Consider the following 20,688-nt stretch of genomic DNA (forward strand, 5'->3'; position numbering starts at 1 on the left):
TCACGGGTCAGGCGGCTCAGGCCAGCGGCAACGGGACTGTTCCGCCTGTCGCATCGAACAGTGCGTCCCGCATGACTTCGCGGGGCGCCGGAAGCCCGGTGAACTGCGAGACCTGCCCGAACGCCTGATGCAGCAACATGTCCAAGCCAGTCCCGATCCGACCGCCGCGCGCCTGTACGGCGGCCGCGAGCGGAGTGGGCCACGGGTGGTAAATGACGTCCACGACGCACGGAGCGGCGGCCAATTCGGACACCTGCGAGTCCGCGACCCCAGCGGGCACAGTGCTCACCACGACGTCGGACGACGCCACGAGGTCCCGGAAGTCAGCGGCAGACCAGCGGACCACGTCCAACTTGACGCCAAGTCGTTCCGCGCAACGAGAAGCGTCAGCCGCCCTGGCCGGATCCCTGACGACCAAGGCGAAAGAGTCAACGTCCACACTGGCCAAAGCGACCATCGTCGCGAGTGCTGTCCCCCCTGCGCCCAGGAGAAGCGCGTGCGCACCCGGCTTTCTCTGGTATCCACCGGCGTACAGCAACGCGCCAACCACGCCGTCGACGTCCGTGCAGTCGATCCGCCAGCCGCCGTCAGGCAACTGGACGAGCGTATTTCCCGCGCCGACAAGCGAAGCGCGTTCGGTGACCTCATCGGCCACTGCCAAAGCGGCTTGTTTGCCGGGCATGGTCACGGACAAACCAGCCCATTCCGGCCCCAGCCCGGCAACCAAGTCCCGCAGCCCATCGGCGTCGCACGAGATCCGTGAATACGTCCAGCCCGTCAGACCAAGCGCCTGATAGGCAGCCGAATGCAGCACAGGCGACAACGAGTGCTCGACCGGCTGCCCGACGATCGCGGCACGGCGATCAGTAAGCGCCACGAGCCCTGGCATCCCTGATGTTCTGGTCATGCTGCGCCTGGGTCTCGGCGAAGCACGATGTGCCGTCCTTCTCGCACTTCACGAAGTACACCCACGGCCCGTCCGCCGGTTTCGCCGCCGCCTGCAACGCCGCCTTGCTGGTGGCCGCGATCGGCGTGGGGGTCAGACCGAAGTTCAGATAGCTGTTGTACGGACCTGGTGTGTTGCGCACGCTGCCGTCCGTGGTGATGGTCGGGCGGTCGAGCACGTAGTTGATCGTCGAGTCGAAGCCGAGCCGAATGTTGTCGGCCAGCCGCCGGTAGATCACGCGGGAGATCTTGTCAAAGTCCTTCTCGATGCCCTCGCGCTCGATCAACGAGCCCATGATCAGCACCTGGTACGGCGTGTACCCGGTCTTCGCAGCCAACCCGGGCATGCCCCAGCCGTCCAGTGTCGTCGCGGAGTCCTTGACGACCTTGGTCAGCAGGTCCTGCGCGCTGAGACCAGGCTCGACGTCGTAGACACCCGGCGTGATCAGGCCTTCCAGCCTGCGCTTCGGCTCGGCCTGCGAGGCGAACGGCACCGCCCACGCGGGCGCGCCGAGCTGGGCGAGATCCGTGTTCTCGGCGACCTTGCGCAGCTCTTCGACCGTCGGCCCGGCCTTCTTGCCGTTCATGGTGACCGTGCCGGCGTTGGAGATCAGCGTGAAGATGCCCGCGGTGGTCTTGCCGTCCGGCTGCTTGATGTCGTCGAGCTGCGTGCCCGCACGGATCTGCAGCTGGCCGACCCGGGCGTCCTTGGTGACGATCCGGTCGACCGCGGCCTTGCCGGACATCTTTGTCTTCATCAGGTAGTAGCCAGGCTGGATCGCCTTGACCTTCGGCTGGTCCTCACCCGCCGAAGTGAAGGCACGCGAACTGGCCACGACGTCCTTCGCCTTGAGCGCGGCGCCGATGTCGGCCGTGCCCTGACCCGCCTTCACTTCGACCACTACGTCCGAGTCGCCTGCGCCGGCGTAGTCGTCGAATCCGCCGAATCCGAGAACCTGGGTGACGCCATACCACGCACCACCAGCGATGATCGCGACCACGACGACTGCGACAACCCAGAACGTCGGGCTACGGCGCTTCTTGCGTCGCGGTTCCCGAGGCTCGTCGTCGTAGTCGTACTCGTCGTCGTGTTGGTCGTGCCTCCGCGAGTTGTCGAACAGTCCGAGTCCGTCGGTCACTCCGCACCCTCCGGTGAACTTCCCCCGACCCGGTCGTTGTTCCTGCGCACGGCGGCCGCGCGCGTGTCCAGCCACGCTTGCAGGATCTCCACCGCAGCGGCCTGATCGACCACGGCACGCTGCTTCTTGCCACGTACGCCACGCTGCGACAGCATCCGTGACGCTGTCACCGTGGTCAGTCGCTCGTCGCCGAGCCGGACAGGCACCTGCCCGACCCGCTCGGCCAAAGCCGTGGCGTAGGCGACCGCGCCGATCGCCGCCGGGCCGTGCCGGCCAGCCAATGTCTTGGGCAAACCGACCACCACCTCGACCACTTCGTGTTCGGTGACGAGTTGCGCGATCTGGTCCAGATCGCTTCCGGACTTCTCGTCACGTGACAGAGTAACGAGCGGGGTCGCGAGCATCGGCGCTGGATCGCTCAGCGCGACGCCGACCCTTACCGAGCCGACGTCAACGCCAAGCCTCCGACCAGGCCCGGGATCGTTGTCTCCCGGGCGGTGCGCGGTCGGACTGTCATGCGTCACGCGCCGTCCAGCTCCTTACGCAGCAGAGCGATGGCGTCGTCGATCCCGGCGGGCTTGGTGCCGCCACCCTGGGCCATGTCCGGCTTGCCGCCGCCACGGCCGTCGATGGCCGAGGCGAACGAGCTGACCAGCTTGCCGGCGGCCAAGCCCTTGTCCCTGGCCCCACCGGTGGTGGCCACGACGAAGCTGACCTTGTCACCGGCCGGGGCGAACAGCGCGACCACACCGGCCTCGCCACCGCCAAGCCGGTTACGCACGTCCGTGGCCAGGGCCCGCAGGCCACCGGCGTCAACGCCCTCAGGAACACGCTCGGCGACCAGGCGGACGCCGCCCAAGTCCTGGGCCTTGGCGGCCAGGTCACCGGCGGACTGCAGCACCTGGGCGATGCGCAGCTGCTCGATCTCCTTCTCGGCGCTCTTGATCCGGCCGAGCAGGCCTTCGATCCGGCCGGGCAGCTCGGCCGACGGCACCTTCAGCTGGTCGGCGAGCTGCGACACGAGCAGCTGCTCCTTGCGGACGTAACGCAGCGCGTCGGAGCCGACCAAGGCCTCGACCCGGTGCACGCCGGAACCGATTGACGAGTCGGTGACGAGCTTGACCAGGCCGAGCTGGCCGATCCGGTCGACGTGCGTGCCACCGCAGAGCTCACGCGAGTACTCGCCCATGTCGACGACGCGCACGTTGTCGCCGTACTTCTCGCCGAACAGCGCGACGGCGCCCAGCTCGAGGGCCTTGGCCTTGGTCGTGGTGAACGTCTGCACCTCGACGTCGGTCTGCAGGTAGTCGTTCACCTCCTCCTCGACCTCGGTCAGGATGTCGGTGGACACCGAACCGGGGGTGGTGAAGTCGAACCGCATCCGGCCAGGGGCGTTCAGCGAACCGGCCTGGGCGGCGCGCTGGCCGTAAGCACCACGAACAGCGGCGTGCACGAGGTGCGTGGCGGAGTGAGCACGGGCGATGGATTTGCGGCGGTCACGGTCGACTGACCCCGTGACCTCGGAGTCCAGGCCGATCTCGCCGGAAAGCACGGTCACCCGGTGCACGAACAGGCCGGGGACGGCCTTCTGCACGTCGTCGACCTGGATCTCGGCGCCCGAACCGACCAGCAGACCGGTGTCGGCGATCTGGCCACCGCTCTCGGCGTAGAACGGGGTGCGGTCCAGGACAAGCTCGGCGTGCTGCCCAGCGCTCACCTTGGCCACCGGCTGGCCGTCGACCAGAAGACCGATCACCCGGGCGGTCGCCTGCAGGTCGGTGTAGCCGAGGAACTGGGTCTCGCCGTGCTGCTCGAGCACCTTGCGGTACTCCGACAAGTCGCCGTGGCCGGTCTTGCGGGCGGCGGCGTCGGCCTTGGCCCGCTGCCGCTGCTCCTCCATCAGCTCGCGGAACCGGGCCTCGTCGACCTGCAGGCCCTGCTCAGAAGCCATCTCCAGGGTCAGGTCGATCGGGAAGCCATACGTGTCGTGCAGCTGGAAGGCCTTGTCACCGGCGAGCACCCTGCTGCCGCTGTCCTTGGTCTGCGAGGCGGCGAGGTCGAAGATCCGCGAACCGGTGGTGAGGGTGGCGCGGAAGGTGTCTTCCTCGGTCTTCACCACGGCCGAGATCCGGTCGAAGTCGCGGACGAGCTCCGGGTAGGACGGGCCCATGGCGTCGCGGACGACGGCGGCGAACTCCGGCAGGACCGGCTCGTCGACGCCGAGCAGGCGCACGGAGCGGACGATCCGGCGCAGCAAACGGCGCAGCACGTAACCACGGCCTTCGTTGCCCGGCGTCACGCCGTCGCCGATCAGCATCACGCCGCTGCGGGCGTGGTCGGCGATGACGCGGAACCGCACGTCGTCGACGTGGTCGGCGCCGTATCGGCGTCCGGACATCTCCTCGGCCTTGCCGATCACCGGGCGAACCAGGTCTGTTTCGTAGACGTTGTCCACGCCCTGCAGCAAGTAGGCGACGCGCTCGACGCCCATGCCGGTGTCGATGTTCTTCTTCGGCAGGGTGCCGATCGGCTTGTGGCCGTACTTCGGGCTCTGCTCGCCGCGCACGTCCTGCATGAAGACGAGGTTCCAGATCTCCAGGTACCGGTCCTCGTCGACGACCGGGCCGCCCTCTTTGCCGAACTGCGAGCCGCGGTCGTAGTAGATCTCCGAGCAGGGACCACCCGGGCCGGGCACGCCCATGTCCCAGTAGTTGTCGCGGCCGTCGCGGCGCTGGATCCGCTCGTCGGGCAGTCCGGCGATCTTCTTCCAGAGCTCGATGGCCTCGTCGTCGTCGAGGTAGACGGTGGTCCAGATGCGGTCCGGGTCCAGCCCGAAGCCGCCGTCGTCGACCGACGAGGTGATCAGGTTCCAGGCGTGCTCGATCGCACCGGCCTTGAAGTAGTCGCCGAACGAGAAGTTCCCGGCCATCTGGAAGAACGTGTTGTGCCGGGTGGTCTTGCCGACCTCGTCGATGTCGCCGGTGCGCACGCACTTCTGCACGCTGGTGGCAGTCGGGTACGGCGGCGGGGCCTCGCCGAGGAAGTACGGCTTGAACTGCACCATGCCAGCGTTGACGAACAGCAGGTTCGGGTCGTCGAGGATCAGCGAGGCGCTCGGCACCTCGGTGTGCCCGGCGTTCTTGAAGTGGTTCAGGAAGCGGTTGCGAATCTCATGCGTTTGCACGGCTTATCCCTGGCAGAAGGAGGGTCGAAGGACAGGTGGCGGGCACGGCGGAACGACGGGCTGGGAAGCGACTCAGTCGTCCGCCCGTCGCGCTCGTGCGCCGTGCAAGCGCACGCCCGACCGCTCGGTCACCACGTCCTGCAACTCCTTCTCACGCTCTTGCATCCCCGCGCGCACGTCCGCACCGAACGCGCCCACGGCGCCCGCCAGCTCGCGCATCGCGTCGCTGACGTTCTCGGCGACACCGGCCGGGGTGGCCTGGTACGCCTTCTCTCTGAGTTTACGTGACAGCGCAACGCCGGCCGCGACGCCGACGCCGAGCCAGAACAGCCTGCTCATTTGCGACCCCTACGACGACGCGTGTGCTTGCCCTCACGCTCGTCCTTGCGCTTGCGGCGGGCCTTGATCGCCTTGCTCAGGCCGTAGGACACGGCCGCGACCTTGACGAGCGGACCGCCGAGGGTGGCGGTGAAAACCGAGGTCAGGGCCGAGACGTTGCCGCTGACGGCCTGCGCGTTCGCGGTGATCCCGTCCACCCGCTCAAGCTGGGTGTTGACGTGGGTGAGCGTGGTGTTGGCGCCGGTGAACAACGGGTCGGAGTTCTCGTGCGCCTTGCGGATCGCGATGGTGGCCTCGTCCAGCGTGCGCCCTAGCTTGATCAACGGGCGCGCCACCAGGATCACCAGCAGCAGGAACACGACTACTGCAGCAGCCGCGATCCATTCCCCTGCGGACACGAAGCCTCCCGGAAAGGCGTTGCTCGAATTGGGTGAAGGAAAGGTTACCGGGGTGGCTTCAGTCGTCCGGCAGCGCCTCAAGACCGAGGTCCTTGCGCATCTCGGCGCGCATTTGCTTGAACCCGGCCTGCGACTCGTCCCAGAGCTCCTTCACGCGGGTCCACTCCGGCGCCTTGCTGCCCGAGGACATGTACATCGCCAGCCGGGAACGCGGCAGCATGGTCTTACGCAGCAGGTCGTTGAAGCGCTCCGACGCGAACAAGTTCACCGGACCGAGTGAGTGGCGCAGTTCCTCCCTGGCCCGCCACACGTCGTCACGCTGGTCCGGGCGCAGCACCTGCGGGTTGTCGGCGATCCGCCGCACGGCGGCGACCACCGGGTACACCAGCCAGTCGTACGCCTCGACCGCCGCGATGACCTGTGAGAACGCGTTCTGGCGGCCTTCGTAGCTGCGGTTCTCGCGGTCCTTGACGCGTTCGCGCTCCCAGCGCTTGTCCTCGCGCTCCTGCTCACGGCGCCAGCGACGGTCCTCACGCCACGCCGCGATGAACTGAGCACTCAACACACCGACGAACCCGAGGACGGCGACGACGATGGTGACCCATAACGGAACTGAAGAGGACATGAGCCGGAAAATAGCGCGGCCCCTGGGCGAACCCAGGGGCCGGTCAACGTAATGACGCCCGGAACGGTCGCCGATCCAGCGTCACGTCATGTAGCCAGCGAACCAGATCTGGTCGTCGAACCGCTTGTCACAGGTGTGCAGGACTGCCTGGTTGCCGTTCTCGAACCCACGAACGATCAGGCACTTGCCGGACGCGCGGTGGCGGAGCAGGAACTCGTGATCGCTCACCATCTCACTACGCCACTGCTGACTGTCCCAGACGTGACAGGTGTACGCGACGGCCCTGGCCTCGTTGCCATTGGTGTGCACGGTCAGGCACTTCTTGGCGTGCTCGTTGTAGACCTGGTACCAGCCGTTGCGGATATCTTGGAAGTCCCAGCGCTGGTCAGCGAAGTCTCCGACACAGTCGTACTGGAACGCCGGGCTGTTCTCACCCTTGTTCTGGGCGACGAGGCACTTGTCCGAATTCCGGTTCGACAAGTGCGTGTTGGCCAGCACCCCCGCGTCGGCCGACGCAGCGGCGTTGGCCGGCGGAACGGCGACCACGACTGCTGCTATTGCGGCGGCGACTGCCGCGCCTTTCCTGAACATCTACGCACTCCATCCCGGCCGGGATCCCCACCCGGCCAGGATCAGATGCTTTAGCCCGGCGCCGACTTCGCGGTCACTCGACGGTCACGCGTCGCCGATGTCCGCGCCGAGCGTGAGGCTGCCGAAGTGCAGACCCGCGGTGCGTTCGAGAACGAAACGGTCGACCTCGGCGCCGGTGGCGGTCAGGACGCGGACCGTCAGGTGGGTTTTGCGACCGGGGAACGCCGGTTCGGAGTCGATGGCGAGGAAGGCGTAACCGGTGAACCGGACGCGCGACCACTGGACGAGTTCGGTGACTTTCGCCTTGCCGGGCGCCCAGTGATACGACGGCACGTCCGCGTGCGGCAGTTCGTGGCCGGCGTACGTGTCTGGGGCTGGGAAGTCGTAGAGGCTCTTGCCGCCACCGCCGCAGGTCGCGTACACGGTGCCGTCCGTGTCGGGCCGGATCGTACTTCCTATAGGAACCTGCTTGGTTACGCGACCGGCCCGCAGTGCGTCGCTGCGTTCGTAGACGTGGTTGTGTCCGTTGACGACGAGATCGACCTTGTAGCGGTCGAACAACGGCACCCAATGGTCGCGGACGCCGCCGTCGGACGCATGGCTGTTGGTTGTCGAATACGCGCAGTGGTGGAAGAAGACGACGATGAAGTCGACGTCCGGCTGTGCGCGCAGGAACGCCAGGCGTTGTTTGAGCCAGCGGGTTTGTTCGCCGCCGGTGAAGCCGTAGTTGGCCGGGATCTCGTAGGAGACGTCGTTGGCGTCCAGTGAGATGACGCCGACGTTGCCGTAAATGAACGAGTACGCGCCCGGGCACGACCGCGGACCTGAGCCCGGGAAGTCCCAGCGCGCGGTCTGGCCGCCGTAGCCGTTGTGCGGGTACAGCGCCTCCATGTCGTGGTTGCCGGTGGTGACCATCCAGGGCACGTTCGCGGCGACGGGCTCGATCTGACCGAAGTACGCGTCCCAGACCTTCGGGCTGAACGTGTCGTGACCGGCGTCCGGTGTGCTGCCGATCGGCAGTCCGCCGCCGTTGGGGTCCGCGTACGCGATGTCGCCGGCGAGCAAGTGGAACGCCGGGTTCTGCCGAGCGACCGCGCCGTCGTTGGCCAACGCCGCTGTGGTGACGCCTTGGTCACCGAACGCCGTGAACGTGAACTTGTGCGGCGGGAAGCCACGCGGCGGCGCGGTGGTGAACGTGGCGTCGGCGTGCTTCGGATCAAAGTCGTCGTGACCGACGGCGTAGTAGTACTTGGCGCCCGGTCGCAGGTTGCCGATCTCGGCATGCAGGTAGTACTGGTCGGTCGGCGCGATCACGCCGTTGACCTCGGAGTGCAAGGAACGGATCTCGGCGGGTACGCGGTGGCCGAGATCGTTCGGGTCATGACCGACGCGAACGAACGGTTTGCGGACGGGTGCCGGGACCTGCCAGCCGATGCGCATTTGGGTCCGCGGGTTGCGGCCGAACGCGATGTGCCTGCCGGTGGGCGTTACGCGGTCGCCGGACGCGTACGCCAGGCCGGGCAGGAAGGTCGGTCCGGCGACCGCCAAAGCCGCGACCGCCGCGCCGCGACCGAGTAACGACCGGCGGCTCAGGTACTCGTACTGCTCGGCCATGGACAGGCGGCCAGCCAGATCGTCGGGCACACCGACACGAGGTATCTGCATGCCGACATGCTCATCCGGCCACATTCCAACGCGACCACACCGGCATGAACACCAGCTGTCCACTATGGATAGTGGCGGTCAAGGGATTCCGAAGACCTCTTTACCCGACCAGGAAACGCAGTCGGGTGCGGCTGCCCGGCAGGTTCTCGGTGTCGGCCGGTTCGGGGACGACAGCGTGCCAGAAAGCGGCCGCCGCGGTGTTGTTGTCGTCGTAGTCGAGCGTCCACGGCCCCGGGTGGCGTTCGAACAAGCGCTTGGCCGCGACGCGGGCGACACCTCGACGTCGGTGACGACGGACGACAAAGAACTCCGCGACCGTCCACGCGTCGTCAGCGAACCGAGCCAGCGCGAAACCAGCAAGCTCGTCATCGACGGTGATGAAGTACGCCTCCCGGGTTTCATATAGGAAATACAAATCCAGGTAGCCGTAGGCGAACGTTCCGTGCGGCGACAGGCTCAACTCACGGATCTCTGAAAAGTCATGCAGGTAGAGCTGCATCAAGTTCGCCAGCACCGGCTTGTCCGACTCGGTGACCGGCGTTAGTTCGACCGTCACTCGCCGCGGATCGCCTTACGCAGCTTGGGCACGCGCTCAGCCAGCGCTCGTTCAGCACCCCGGGCGGTTGGCTCGTAGTAGTCGCGTCCGACCAGGTTGTCCGGCGGATACTGCTGCGCCAGAACACCTTCCGGAACGTTGTGCGGATACCGGTATCCCTGGGCGTTGCCGAGACGAGCGGCACCCGCGTAGTGGCCATCGCGCAAATGCGCCGGCACCGTCCCAGCGCCACCCGAACGGACATCGGACAGCGCGGAGTCGATGGCCATGATGACCGCGTTGGACTTCGGCGCGGTCGCGAGATGGATAGTCGCCTGAGCGAGCGCGAGACGGCCCTCGGGCATGCCAATGAACTGCACCGCTTGATGTGCGGCGACGCAGACCTGCAACGCGGTCGGGTCGGCCATGCCGATGTCCTCGCTGGCGTGCACGACCAAGCGGCGCGCAATGAACCGTGGGTCCTCCCCCGCCTCGATCATCCGCGCCAGGTAATGCAAGGCGGCGTCGACGTCGGAGCCGCGGATCGACTTGATGAACGCGCTGGTCACGTCGTAGTGCTGGTCGCCCTGCCGGTCATACCGGACCGCGGCCTTGTCGACCGTCGCCTCGACGGTCGCGAGGTCGATATCCGAAAGCCCGGTCGAGGCCGCCGAGTCAGCGGCCGCCTCCAAAGCCGTCAACGCACGCCGTGCGTCGCCGCCCGCGAGCCGAACCAGATGTTCTTCGGCGTCCTCGGCCAGTCCGAGTTTGCCGTCCAGCCCGCGAGGGTCGGCAACCGTCCGGCGGATCAGTACGCGAACGTCCTCATCGGTCAACGGGTGCAGTTGCAGCACCAGCGACCGCGACAGCAGCGGAGACACGATGGAGAAGAACGGGTTCTCTGTCGTGGCCGCGACCAGCAGGACGATCCGGTCCTCGACCGCACCGAGCAAGGCGTCTTGCTGCGTGCGCGAGAAGCGGTGCACCTCGTCAATGAACAAGACGGTCGACTCGCCCGACCGCGTCAACCGGCGTTTGGCCTCGTCAATGACGGCGCGCACTTCCTTGACGCCCGCGGTCAGCGCCGACAACGCGACGAACCGCCGACCGATCGCCTGCGAGACCAAGGTGGCGAGCGTCGTCTTGCCCGTCCCCGGAGGTCCGTAGAGCAGCACCGAAGCCGGAGCCGCGCCCTCGACCAGACGGCGAAGCGGCGACCCGGCACCGAGCAGGTGATCCTGGCCGACTACTTCGTCAAGCGACTGCGGGCGCATCCGCACTGCGAGCGGAGCGTTCGCCGCCACTCGCTCCGCTGACCCCGGATGGGGTTGCGGGGCGGACGGTTCCGACACGTCGAACAGGCCCTCATCCACGGCAAACACGCTACCTAATCAAGGCCCGCCCACTGGTCCCGCGGGTAAGACATCCGCCAGGTAGGCGTCCAGATCCGGCCGATCGGGCGTCATGACGTGCCGGACCCACGCCGAGCGTTCGTGGACCAGAGCGGGCAGCTCCCAGACGCACCCGATGAGCGGTTCGGTCAGTTCGCTGAACGCGACGGCGTCCAGGGGTGACGAGGCCGCCTGGACGTGCAGGATCGCCTGGTAGACCCAGGTGTAGAGGTTCAGCCATAACGCGTCCGCGCCCTGGTGGAGCACGGCGAACGCGTATCTGGGCGAGTCGGCCTGTTCGTGGACGAGCGACGGGTGCGTCAAGGAGTCAGGCAGCAGCTTGGGGAGGAATTCGTCCGCTGCCGCGACCGTCGGGGCGGCGATCGGCTCTTGGCCGATCGTCACCTGGTAGGGCTTGATGGTCCAGCCGTCGACCAGGGTGGCTGGCGACGGCCGGGAGTAACGCTCGGTGAAGCTCATGCCTCGCACATTAGCGAGGGGGTCCGACAAAACTCTTCAGCATGATCGACAACGCGTAGGGCACGAGGTCACGGCCGCGCCGCCACAGCCATGGGATGCCCTTCACGATTAGCCACAGGACGTGCCCGGCCGTGCCGACCTGGCGTCCGCCGGAACACGTCAAACTCACTGGGTTGGGTATCGCGCAGTCGCGCTCGGCGAGCAGGCTGGCGAACCCCTGCGCGAGCAGACGGTGTCCCAGCTCGGAGGGGTGCAATCGGTCGACGCTCCACGCGCTCATCTCGTAGGCCCCGGGCAGCAGATCGAGGTCGAGGCATCCTGTGTCGTACGCCGCCGAGACGGAGTCGATCACCGAGTTGAGAGCGTCGATCCGGCTGCGTAGCGCGCGTCGCAACGATCCGGGAAGCCGGAAGACCTTCGCGTGGTCGTGAAAACGGACGGTCAGCACCACTGTGCCCGCCGCTTTGAGCGCGCTCACGACGTGTTCCAGGTCGGCCCGGATGCGCTCGGGGTCGAAGTCCGAGCGCAGGGTGTCGTTCATCCCGACGATGATCACGGCCACTTCCGGCGCCATGGCCAGCGCTTGCGGCAGCTGGATGGTCCGCACGCAGCCCATCCGGGCACCGGTGAACGAAACGTTGGCGAACCGCACCTGTTCGGTGCCGCTCAGTGCGTCGGCGAGCAGCGGGCCGACGCCACGCCACCCGCCGCCGGGCAACGGATCGCCCAGCCCCGCCGCGGTCGAATCCCCCAGCACGACGAGACTACGTATCTGTCGCAGCCCCTGGGGCGCGTACTCCAGCACGGTCACGGCATAACGATCTCTGGCGTTCGCTCACCACCGGTGACTTCGGGTTAACCGTCCGAAGACGCCTTTTTGAACTATCGGAACGCCGGATACATCGGCAGTTTCAGATCGGGCCCAAACTTCTTGGACAGCGCGTCGACCACGGCCTGTGCGTGCTCGACGATGTTGTCCGCGCCCGCCCGCGCTGCCTCGTCGCACAGGTGCCGCCAACGCGCCGCGAGCGAAACGCTGCGCCTGGGTGACGGCAGGTGGCTGTCGATCGGACCGTCCTGCTCACCGGGCCTCGGCAGGAACCAGAACGTGGACGCCCAGACCCAGAACAACTGCGCGTCGAGCATTCGCGGCAGCACAACCGAGTCATCGGCCAGGTCCGGCCACATCACGCGCACCTCAGCGCGCCACGCCGCGAACATCGCCTCCGTCATGCCCGCGGGCAACGCAAACGCGCACCAGCACGACGGGAACGGCACACGCAGGTAGGCAGCGTCGAGCATGATGTTGCGGACGCAGCCGCCCTCGAAGTCCAGGAACCGGACACCGCGGCTGGTGATCAAGTTGTTGTCCGGGCACAGGTCCGACGGGCTGAACCCGCGGTGCCTGCTGGTCGCCAGCAACCACCGGGTCCGTTCCGCGCGCTCGAACACGTGCGCCGGGGTGTGCACGCCGAGGACGTCCTCGAGCAGTTGCGGCAGGCGTTCGATGGCGGCGGGCCCGTTGACCGCCAAGGGGTCCCCTTTCACCTTCGCGGACGACAGCCTGCGCATCAGCGCGTCGAAATCTGCCTCGCGGCCTGCGGTCGTCGCATGCAACCGGCCCAACGACCGCGCCCACGACAACAGCGCGCGTTCCGCAGCGCGTGCGTCGTCGCCGAGCAGCTTGTCCGCGAGGGTCGGAGCGCGGCCCAGGTCTTCTATAACGATCACGCCAGCCGTGCCGTCGTGTGCATACAACTCCGGGCACATCCGCTCTTCGGCCGTCAGCGCGGTGAACAGTTGGTAACTGACCGCTTCGCGGACGAACGCCTCGGAGGGCATCGGCGGGTTGTAGCGCTTGACCACCAGGGTGCGCGGCAGCGAGAACGGCGTGGCCGCCACCCGCACCCGCACGACAGTGGAGAGCTTGCTGCCGCCGAGGTCTTCCGGTTCGGCGAGCTGGATCTTGGCCCCGTATCGGCGCCTGAGCACCGCTTCCGCGGCGTTCACTGCCTCGGAGATGGCCGGGTTCGGCGGCTGGTCGAGATCGGGCGGGTCGGCGGCGATGTCCACACTCATCTCCTCTGACCCTACTCCCGCATCATTGCGGCCCCGACAGTAGTCACAATCAACGATAGAGACGCTCAGTCAGCCTCAACAGGTCACGATCTCAACCAGTGGACAACGGACGACCGTTGTCCCGGTTGGTCCACGTCCGCTTGCGCAGAACCAACACCAATCCCGCGGCAAGCACGATGCCGACCAGGTTCACGACCAACTGGCCGAACGAGTACAGACAACGTTGCCATTCCCCCAGCACAGCGGCGACCGCCGCATAGCCGGCTGCGGGGATGGTCGTCACGGAGATGAACACCCCCACCAGTGCGGCGGACTTGGCCGACGTCATCGACAACATTCCCGCCGCCCCTGCCAACAATGCCACGATTAGCGAGAACACGCCCACGTCGTAGACGAAATCGACGTTGTGCCCACCGCGAACGGCGTTCACGTCCAGCAGACCGGCCCATTGGCCGAGCAATGTGCCACCTGCGGTGACCACCATGGCCAGCAGAAACCCGATCGCGATCGCGGCGACCGCCCGCCCGACCAGATCCCAGCGGCGACGCACGAGTCCGACCGCGATCGCGGCGAGCGGACCGAACTCCGGTCCCACCACCATGGCGCCGACGATCGTCACCGGTGAATCGGTCACCACACCGACCGCGGCCAGCAGGCACGCGATGATCATGAACCCGAGGAACGTGCCGTTGAGCCGGGACTCCTCCCCCGTGCGGGCGAGTAGTTCCTCCCAGACGACGGCGTCCGCCGCTTCACCGGGCGCGTCCTCAGCCGCTTTGTCCGCCGAGTCGGAAAGCGCTGTGTCGATCTGCTCGACCGTGATCGCGCCGACGTGGTCGAGGTCGCGCGCGCACAACTTCTCGATCACGTCATCGGCCGCTTCCCGGGCGACATCGGCCTCGACGACGTCACCTTCAGGCGCGACGGCCACGCCACGCAGGACGATCAGATGCGTCGCGCCCGGTTCGGCTTTGAGCAGGTCGACCACCGCGGTGGTGTGCTCTGGCGGGCACACCACCCGCAGATGCAACATCGATCAGGCCTGCGGCTGCGGCTTGGGCTTGAAGTCGACGCCCGCTTCCTTGCGCTGCTCGGCAGTGATGGGTGCCGGTGCGCCGGTCAGCGGGTCGTAACCGCCGCCGGACTTCGGGAACGCGATGACGTCGCGAATCGAGTCCGAACCGGACAGCAGCATGCAGATGCGGTCCCAGCCGAACGCGACACCACCGTGTGGCGGCGGGCCGTAGGAGAACGCGTCCAGCAGGAAGCCGAACTTCTCCTGCGCCTCCTCCGGGCCGATGCCCATCACGTTGAACGCGCGCTGCTGCACTTCGCGGTTGTGGATACGGATCGATCCACCGCCGAGTTCGTTGCCGTTGCACACCAAGTCGTACGCGTAGGCCTTGGCGTTGCCGGGGTCCTCTTCGAAACGGTCGATCCACTCCGGCGTCGGCGAGGTGAACGCGTGGTGCAGAGCGGTCCACTTGCCCGAGCCGACCGCGACGTCGTCCGAGCCCTCGACGGCCTGGAACATCGGGAAGTCCACAACCCACACGAACGACCACGCGGACTCGTCGATCAGGTCGCACTTCTTGCCGATCTCCAGCCGCGCGGCGCCCAGCAGGGCACGCGAGGAGCCCGGGTCGCCCGCGCCGAAGAAGATGCAGTCACCGGGGTTCGCGCCGACGGCCTTGGCCAGGCCTTCACGCTCGGCGTCGGAGATGTTCTTGGCGACCGGACCGGTCAAGGTGCCGTCCTCGGCGACGAGGACGTAGCCGAGGCCCTTGGCGCCGCGCGTCTTGGCCCACTCCTGCCAGGCGTCGAGCTGGCGACGCGGCTGGCTGGCGCCGCCCGGCATCACGACCGCGCCGACGTACGGCGCCTGGAACACGCGGAACGGCGTGTCCTTGAAGAACTCGGTGAGGTCGGTCAGCTCGACGCCCAGCCGCAGGTCGGGCTTGTCGGAGCCGTAACGGGACATCGCCTCGGCGTAGCTGATCCGCGGGATCGGCAGCGTGATCTCGTAGCCGCCGAGCTCACGCCAGAGCGCCGAGATGACCTTTTCGGACAAGGCGATCACGTCGTCCTGGTCGACGAAGCTCATCTCGATGTCCAGCTGGGTGAACTCCGGCTGCCGGTCGGCGCGGAAGTCCTCGTCCCGGTAGCAGCGCGCGATCTGGTAGTACCGCTCCATTCCGCCGACCATCAGCAGCTGCTTGAACAGCTGCGGCGACTGCGGCAACGCGTACCACGAACCAGGCGCCAGCCGAGCGGGCACGACGAAGTCCCGCGCGCCTTCCGGCGTGGAGCGCGTCAGCGTCGGCGTCTCGATCTCGAGGAAGCCGTCGCCGTGCAGCACGTCGCGCGCGATCCGGTTGGCTTCGCTGCGCAGGCGCATCGCGGCCGCAGGGCCGCTGCGGCGCAGGTCGAGGTAGCGGTGCTTGAGGCGGGCTTCCTCGCCGACGGTCAGGTGCTCGTCCAGCGGGAACGGCAGCGGCGCGGCCTCGCTGAGCACCTCGAGCTCGGTGACCAGGACCTCGATCTGCCCGGTCGGGATGTCCGGGTTCTCGTTGCCTTCCGGCCGGACCGACACCTCGCCGACGATCTTCACGCAGAACTCGCTGCGCAGTTTGTGCGCGCGCTCGGCCATCTCGCCTTCGCGGAACACGACCTGGGAGACGCCGGAGCGGTCACGCAGATCGATGAAGATGACACCGCCGTGATCGCGCCTGCGCGCCACCCAGCCGCTGAGTGTGACGGTCTGCCCGGCGTGCTCGGGCCGGAGAGTCCCGGCCTCATGGGTGCGGATCACGGGTAGTGCACTCCAATTCACGATCAGCTTTTTACCTGGGCCGCGAGTCAGCCCCAGGTGAAAAGGCTAGCCAACCCCTCTGCGGCATTTACCGTCGGCTACCGGCAACGGCGGGAGAAGACCAACTCTTGTCGGTACCACGGGCGGTTACCACGAAGTAGTGTCGTGTAACGGTTCATGACCAGGGGAGCCTGACTATGGGAGGCTGGCCGGTTGGGGACGCCGGTGCGATCGACGAGGTCGACGCGCTGGCCGGTGACGCATTCCCGATCGCCCTGCGTGCGGCGATCCGCGCGAGTGGACTGAGTCTCGACCGGATCCAGTACCGGCTCAGAGCCCGGGGCCTGACGATCAGCGTGACCGCGCTGAGCTATTGGCAGTCGGGCAGGCGCAGGCCGGAACGGCCGGAGTCGATGAGTGCTCTGAAGCACCTCGAGGAAGTGCTCGGCGTCGAGTCCGGGTCTTTGACCGCACTGCTTGGACCGCCGCGCCCGCGCGGCCGTGCCCAGCGCACTCCGGCTGCGATCCCGATCGATGCTTTATGGGAGAACCGTGAGCAACTCGCGCCGCTGCTGGCGCGGATGGATCTGGCTTCGGACACGTCATTGACGCGGATCAGCCAGCACGACCGGGTCGAGATCGCCGGCGATCGTGGTGAGCGCAGTGTGCGGGTGCGTCAGGTTTTACGCGCCGAGCATGACGGCGCCGATCGGTGGATTTCGGTGTATGACGTGGCAAAGCCTGGTAACCCGCTGCCGCGGATCGTTCCGCTGCAGTCGTGCCGCCTCGGCCGGGTCGCGAAGGACCCGGCAGCCGGACTGATCGTCAGCGAACTGCTTTTCGACCGTCCGCTGTCACGTGGCGAGACGGTGATCATGGAGTACGAGGTCGCCATGACCGGGCCGCCGTACGCGCGTGGCGACGACTCGTTCTGCCGCAAGTTCCGGCTGCCCGTTCGCGATTACGTGGTCGAGATGCGGTTCGACCCCACTGATCTGCCTGCGTTCTGCCATCAGGTCAGCACGCCCGCCGACGACCCGGATGCCGGGACACGGCGCGATCTGGTTGTCGACAGTGCGGGCCGGACGCACGCCGTTGTGCTTGGCTTCGGCCCCGGCACGTTCACGGTTGAGTGGGGCTGGGTCCCCTAGTTTCGTTGAGGTAGTTGTAGATCGTGTACCTGGTCACCTTCAGTTCCGCGGCGAGGTAGTCGACAGCGTCGCGGATCAGGAAGAACCCTGCGTCGTCGAGGACTTTGACGACCTGTGACTTGTGTGCCTTCTTCATCAGCGACACGGGCACGCCGACGTCCGCGACGGCTCGTTCGACCAGGTGCCGCTGCAAGGTGTCGACGTCGCCAGGGAATGTCTCGACGTCCTGCGCGGGCGGGCTTGCCGAAGTGGACTCGGAGTTGACGCATAGGCATCCGACGGCGACTCCGTCCGGGTCGCGGATGAACACCGTCGACGACGTTATTGGACGGCCGTCCGGTGCGTGCGTTTCGTAGTTCGTCAGGTCCTGCGTCGTTCCGCGACGAACCAAACCGAGCAGCAGGTCCGTCATCGGCCCGCCGACCGACCGGTAGGTCAGATCGCCGGCGATGGCCACGATGGAGTTCGGCAGCTTGCTCAGGTCGTGCAACACGACCTCGGTCCCCGGCCCCAACGCCGAGCCGAGTCCGTTGATCGTCGGGATCAACGTCTCCAGCACGCCCGCGACCGAGCGCCGCGGCTCGCCGGCCGACCGACCGGTCGGAAGGATGCGTTTCAACGCGATGGACAGTTGATCGACCGTGTCGGCGGTGGTCGACACGTGCGGCGATAGCCGGACGTGCTCGGGACGGATGGTCGCCGTGATCCCCTCGGCGGTCAACGCGGCACCGACGGTTTCCGCCGGCCGCCCGGGAATCGTGAACGCGAGGATGCCCGCCCGGCGGGCAGGCTCGAACGACGAAACGATCTGACCGCCCGCGCGTTGGATGACGTCGCCGAGTTCGTCGATCTTCGCCGAGATCTCCGCCTCGATCTGTTTGACGCTGGCTTGCTCGACGAGCTCCAGTGCGGTGTTCAGCGCTCCCGCCGCGATCGGGCTGAGGTTCGTCAACGACCACGCGGCCGCGAACGGCGCAGGTTCGTGGACGGAGTCGTCGAACAACCCTGGGTCTTCGGCGCCCGTCCAACCGGACAACACAGGGGCGAGCCGCTCGAGTGCACGGTCGGACAGCACCATGAAGCCGGTCGACCATCCGGCGCGCAGCCATTTCTGGCCGCCGACGACGAGCACGTCGGCGACCTCCCACGGTTCGTCAACGACGCCGAAACCCTGGATGCCGTCAACGACGAGCAGGCGGTCGCCCACTGTTTCGCGCATCGCGGCGAGGTCCGCGCGGAACCCCGTCCGGAAATCGACCGCGCTGAGCGATACCGCGACGGTGTCCTTGGTTAGTGCCTCCGGGATTTCCGTCACATGACGAACCCAGCGCGGCGTCACTCCTGCCGCGCGTGACCAGGGATAAGTGTTCGCAGGGAACTCCGCGGCCGAGACGACGACCTCGCCGGTGACTCCGAATGCCGCCTGGAACAAGCCAGTGCTGGTGTTCGGCAACAGCACGACGTGGTCAGTGTCCGTGCGGCACAAGCGCGCGACCGCCGCGCGGGCGCGCAAATCCTGACGCATGAGGTCGTCGACCGTTGTCGGACCGGCGACCGCGGAGTACTCCGTCAGGCGCGTGCGTTCGGCGAGCACGGCGTTGGACGGCGGACCGAATCGGGCGAAGTCCAGATATCCGGTCGGTTCGCGGAACTGGTTTGCGATCACCTAAAGCACCTTCGCCAGGAACTGCCGTGTCCGTTGATGTTCCGGGTTGTCCAGCACCTGGCTCGGCGGGCCGGTCTCGACGACGGCGCCGTCCACCATGAACACGACGTCGTCGGCGACCTGACGGGCAAAACCGATCTCATGGGTCACGACGATCATCGTCATGCCGTCCTTCGCCAGCCCCACCATCACGTCCAGTACCTCACCGACCAGCTCCGGATCCAACGCCGACGTCGGTTCGTCGAACAACATCAGCTTCGGTTCCATCGCCAGCGCCCGGGCGATCGCTACGCGCTGCTGCTGCCCGCCCGACAACTGGCCCGGATACGAACCGGCTTTGTCCGCGAGGCCCACACGGTCAAGCAACGTCATCGCCTTCTCGCGCGCTTCGGCGTTGGTGCGCCGTTTGACGTGCACCGGTCCCTCGATCACGTTGTCCAACGCGGTGCGGTGCGGGAACAGGTTGAACCGTTGGAAGACCATGCCGATGCCGCGCCGTTGCTTGGCTACCTCGCGCTCACGCAGCTCATGCAACTTCCCATTTCGTACCCGATATCCGATCGGTTCGCCGTCGACCCAGATCTGCCCGCCGTCGATCGGCTCGAGGTGGTTGATGCAACGCAGAAACGTGCTCTTGCCCGCGCCGGACGGGCCGAGCAGGCACACCACCTGGCCGGGCAGGACGTCCATCGACACTTCGCGCAGAACTGTGGTGTTGCCGAACTTCTTGACCACACCGACCGCTTGGACCAGCGGCCCGGAAGACCCAGTCATGCTCTCCCCAACTTCAGCGACCGGCCGACCTTGTTGCGCAGCCGATGCGCGCGGTCGGCCGCGTCGAACGACCGCTCCAGGTAGTACTGGCCGACGCTGGCGATGCTGACCAAGATCATGTACCAGGCCGCCGCCGCCAGCAGCGTCTCCATGAACTCCAGATTGCGGGACGCGATGTTGCTCGCCGCCTTGGTCAGCTCGACGTACGGGATCACCGAGGCGATCGACGTGCCCTTGAGCATGTTGATGAAGTCGTTGCCGGTCGGCGGGATGATCACCCGCATCGCCTGCGGCAAGGTCACCCGGATCAACGTCTTGCCCGGTGTCATGCCGATCGACTGCGCCGCTTCGATCTGGCCGCGGTCCACGCTGTTCAGCCCGGCCCGGATGATCTCGGCCATGTAGGCGCTTTCGTTGAGCCCCAGGCCAAGCAACGCGGCGGCGAACGCGTTGATCACCGTGTTCGTCGGCGCGTCGACAACGAACGGGATCGAGATGACCGGGAACACCAGGGCGAGGTTGTACCAGATCAGGATCTGCAGCAGGACCGGCAAACCACGGAAGATCCAGATGTAACCCCACGCGAACCAGCGAGCGACAGGGTTGGCCGACCTGCCGAGCAACGCGATGACGACACCGATGACGATCGCGCCCGCTTGCGCGGCGACCGCGAGACCAAGTGTGCGCCACAGGCCTTCGATCATCACCTCGAACGCGAAGAAGTCCGGGATGTCCTCCCAGAGGATCTGCGCGTCGGCGAACGCGAACCCGAGCGCGACGAGGATGCCGATGATGATCGCCGCGCCGACCCACCGTCCCCAGTGGGTCAGCCGGACGATCTCCATGTTCGGGTCAGGCGTGGTCATCACCCGCTCCCCTCGCCCGCCACCTGCGCGGATCCTGGATTGTCAGAC

20 protein-coding genes are annotated in these 20,688 nt (G+C 67.0%); 1 reads left to right on the forward strand and 19 read right to left on the reverse strand.

Annotated features, from left to right (window positions below; all coding sequences use genetic code 11):
• Positions 1 to 16: 16 nt before the first annotated feature.
• The 16 genes from B9C43_RS35010 to aspS form a co-directional block, all read right to left on the reverse strand.
• Complete coding sequence (locus B9C43_RS35010; RefSeq protein ID WP_456077599.1) at positions 17 to 877, reverse strand: shikimate dehydrogenase; 861 nt, start codon at positions 875 to 877, stop codon at positions 17 to 19.
• Positions 864 to 2,084 (reverse strand): endolytic transglycosylase MltG, encoded by a 1,221-nt coding sequence (gene mltG / locus B9C43_RS35015; protein ID WP_235039038.1) that lies wholly within the window; start codon positions 2,082 to 2,084, stop codon positions 864 to 866. The genes B9C43_RS35010 and mltG overlap by 14 nt, the downstream gene beginning before the upstream one ends.
• The gene (gene ruvX, locus B9C43_RS35020; protein WP_033390174.1) at positions 2,081 to 2,608 is read right to left on the reverse strand and encodes a Holliday junction resolvase RuvX; all 528 of its coding nucleotides are present in this window, start codon (positions 2,606 to 2,608) and stop codon (positions 2,081 to 2,083) included. Before ruvX ends, mltG begins: the two co-directional genes overlap by 4 nt.
• A complete protein-coding gene (alaS, locus tag B9C43_RS35025) occupies positions 2,605 to 5,268 on the reverse strand; it encodes an alanine--tRNA ligase (protein ID WP_084431015.1) in 2,664 nt (887 codons plus the stop codon). Before alaS ends, ruvX begins: the two co-directional genes overlap by 4 nt.
• A gap of 72 nt (positions 5,269 to 5,340) precedes the next feature.
• Entirely contained in the window at positions 5,341 to 5,607 is a 267-nt protein-coding gene (locus tag B9C43_RS35030; protein ID WP_051795185.1) for a hypothetical protein, read from the reverse strand.
• On the reverse strand, positions 5,604 to 6,005 hold the full coding sequence (locus B9C43_RS35035) for a DUF948 domain-containing protein (protein ID WP_033393075.1): 402 nt from the start codon (positions 6,003 to 6,005) through the stop codon (positions 5,604 to 5,606). Before B9C43_RS35035 ends, B9C43_RS35030 begins: the two co-directional genes overlap by 4 nt.
• 58 nt (positions 6,006 to 6,063) lie before the next feature.
• Positions 6,064 to 6,630 carry a hypothetical protein gene (locus tag B9C43_RS35040; RefSeq protein ID WP_084431016.1) on the reverse strand — a complete coding sequence of 189 codons (567 nt, stop codon included), beginning with the start codon at positions 6,628 to 6,630 and terminating at the stop codon, positions 6,064 to 6,066.
• An 81-nt stretch (positions 6,631 to 6,711) separates the two neighbouring features.
• Positions 6,712 to 7,221, reverse strand: a complete 510-nt coding sequence (locus B9C43_RS35045; RefSeq protein ID WP_033393077.1) for an RICIN domain-containing protein — start codon at positions 7,219 to 7,221, stop codon at positions 6,712 to 6,714.
• Between the two features lie 84 nt (positions 7,222 to 7,305).
• Positions 7,306 to 8,886 (reverse strand): purple acid phosphatase family protein, encoded by a 1,581-nt coding sequence (locus tag B9C43_RS35050; protein WP_084431207.1) that lies wholly within the window; start codon positions 8,884 to 8,886, stop codon positions 7,306 to 7,308.
• 100 nt (positions 8,887 to 8,986) lie between these two features.
• A complete protein-coding gene (locus tag B9C43_RS35055) occupies positions 8,987 to 9,442 on the reverse strand; it encodes a GNAT family N-acetyltransferase (protein WP_084431017.1) in 456 nt (151 codons plus the stop codon).
• Positions 9,439 to 10,794: a replication-associated recombination protein A gene (locus B9C43_RS35060; protein ID WP_084431208.1), complete on the reverse strand. Its 1,356-nt coding sequence runs from the start codon at positions 10,792 to 10,794 to the stop codon at positions 9,439 to 9,441. Before B9C43_RS35060 ends, B9C43_RS35055 begins: the two co-directional genes overlap by 4 nt.
• 18 nt (positions 10,795 to 10,812) lie before the next feature.
• The gene (locus tag B9C43_RS35065; RefSeq protein WP_084431018.1) at positions 10,813 to 11,292 is read right to left on the reverse strand and encodes a hypothetical protein; all 480 of its coding nucleotides are present in this window, start codon (positions 11,290 to 11,292) and stop codon (positions 10,813 to 10,815) included.
• Positions 11,293 to 11,302: 10 nt separating this feature from the next.
• Positions 11,303 to 12,103: an SGNH/GDSL hydrolase family protein gene (locus tag B9C43_RS35070; protein ID WP_235039039.1), complete on the reverse strand. Its 801-nt coding sequence runs from the start codon at positions 12,101 to 12,103 to the stop codon at positions 11,303 to 11,305.
• 71 nt (positions 12,104 to 12,174) lie between these two features.
• Positions 12,175 to 13,371, reverse strand: coding sequence for an aminoglycoside phosphotransferase family protein (locus tag B9C43_RS35075; protein WP_033393079.1), 1,197 nt, complete (start codon positions 13,369 to 13,371; stop codon positions 12,175 to 12,177).
• A 91-nt stretch (positions 13,372 to 13,462) separates the two neighbouring features.
• A complete protein-coding gene (locus B9C43_RS35080) occupies positions 13,463 to 14,404 on the reverse strand; it encodes a DUF389 domain-containing protein (protein ID WP_084431019.1) in 942 nt (313 codons plus the stop codon).
• 3 nt (positions 14,405 to 14,407) lie between these two features.
• Positions 14,408 to 16,183 carry an aspartate--tRNA ligase gene (aspS, locus tag B9C43_RS35085; RefSeq protein WP_084431020.1) on the reverse strand — a complete coding sequence of 592 codons (1,776 nt, stop codon included), beginning with the start codon at positions 16,181 to 16,183 and terminating at the stop codon, positions 14,408 to 14,410.
• 197 nt (positions 16,184 to 16,380) lie between these two features.
• Between aspS and B9C43_RS35090 the strand changes: the two genes are divergently transcribed.
• On the forward strand, positions 16,381 to 17,334 hold the full coding sequence (locus B9C43_RS35090; protein WP_051897796.1) for a helix-turn-helix domain-containing protein: 954 nt from the start codon (positions 16,381 to 16,383) through the stop codon (positions 17,332 to 17,334).
• Here the strand turns inward: B9C43_RS35090 and B9C43_RS35095 are convergent.
• From B9C43_RS35095 to B9C43_RS35105, 3 genes are read right to left on the reverse strand one after another with little or no spacing between them, the layout of a single operon-like run.
• Complete coding sequence (locus B9C43_RS35095) at positions 17,306 to 19,000, reverse strand: aminotransferase class V-fold PLP-dependent enzyme (RefSeq protein WP_084431021.1); 1,695 nt, start codon at positions 18,998 to 19,000, stop codon at positions 17,306 to 17,308. The genes B9C43_RS35090 and B9C43_RS35095 overlap by 29 nt on opposite strands.
• Positions 19,001 to 19,774 carry an amino acid ABC transporter ATP-binding protein gene (locus B9C43_RS35100; RefSeq protein ID WP_084431022.1) on the reverse strand — a complete coding sequence of 258 codons (774 nt, stop codon included), beginning with the start codon at positions 19,772 to 19,774 and terminating at the stop codon, positions 19,001 to 19,003.
• The gene (locus tag B9C43_RS35105) at positions 19,771 to 20,640 is read right to left on the reverse strand and encodes an amino acid ABC transporter permease (protein ID WP_033393089.1); all 870 of its coding nucleotides are present in this window, start codon (positions 20,638 to 20,640) and stop codon (positions 19,771 to 19,773) included. Before B9C43_RS35105 ends, B9C43_RS35100 begins: the two co-directional genes overlap by 4 nt.
• Between the last annotated feature and the right edge of the window lie 48 nt (positions 20,641 to 20,688).

The organism is Kibdelosporangium aridum (assembly GCF_900176515.1).
GTDB lineage: Bacteria > Actinomycetota > Actinomycetes > Mycobacteriales > Pseudonocardiaceae > Kibdelosporangium > Kibdelosporangium aridum.

Bases quoted from the DNA above. Each gene is read 5' to 3' on its own strand.
- B9C43_RS35030 (WP_051795185.1), bottom strand. From the start codon at position 5,607: ATGAGCAGGCTGTTCTGGCTCGGCGTCGGCGTCGCGGCCGGCGTTGCG.
- B9C43_RS35040 (WP_084431016.1), bottom strand. From the start codon at position 6,630: ATGTCCTCTTCAGTTCCGTTATGGGTCACCATCGTCGTCGCCGTCCTC.
- B9C43_RS35045 (WP_033393077.1), bottom strand. From the start codon at position 7,221: ATGTTCAGGAAAGGCGCGGCAGTCGCCGCCGCAATAGCAGCAGTCGTG.
- B9C43_RS35050 (WP_084431207.1), bottom strand. From the start codon at position 8,886: ATGCAGATACCTCGTGTCGGTGTGCCCGACGATCTGGCTGGCCGCCTG.
- B9C43_RS35065 (WP_084431018.1), bottom strand. From the start codon at position 11,292: ATGAGCTTCACCGAGCGTTACTCCCGGCCGTCGCCAGCCACCCTGGTC.
- B9C43_RS35075 (WP_033393079.1), bottom strand. From the start codon at position 13,371: ATGAGTGTGGACATCGCCGCCGACCCGCCCGATCTCGACCAGCCGCCG.
- B9C43_RS35080 (WP_084431019.1), bottom strand. From the start codon at position 14,404: ATGTTGCATCTGCGGGTGGTGTGCCCGCCAGAGCACACCACCGCGGTG.
- B9C43_RS35090 (WP_051897796.1), top strand. From the start codon at position 16,381: ATGGGAGGCTGGCCGGTTGGGGACGCCGGTGCGATCGACGAGGTCGAC.
- B9C43_RS35100 (WP_084431022.1), bottom strand. From the start codon at position 19,774: ATGACTGGGTCTTCCGGGCCGCTGGTCCAAGCGGTCGGTGTGGTCAAG.
- B9C43_RS35105 (WP_033393089.1), bottom strand. From the start codon at position 20,640: ATGACCACGCCTGACCCGAACATGGAGATCGTCCGGCTGACCCACTGG.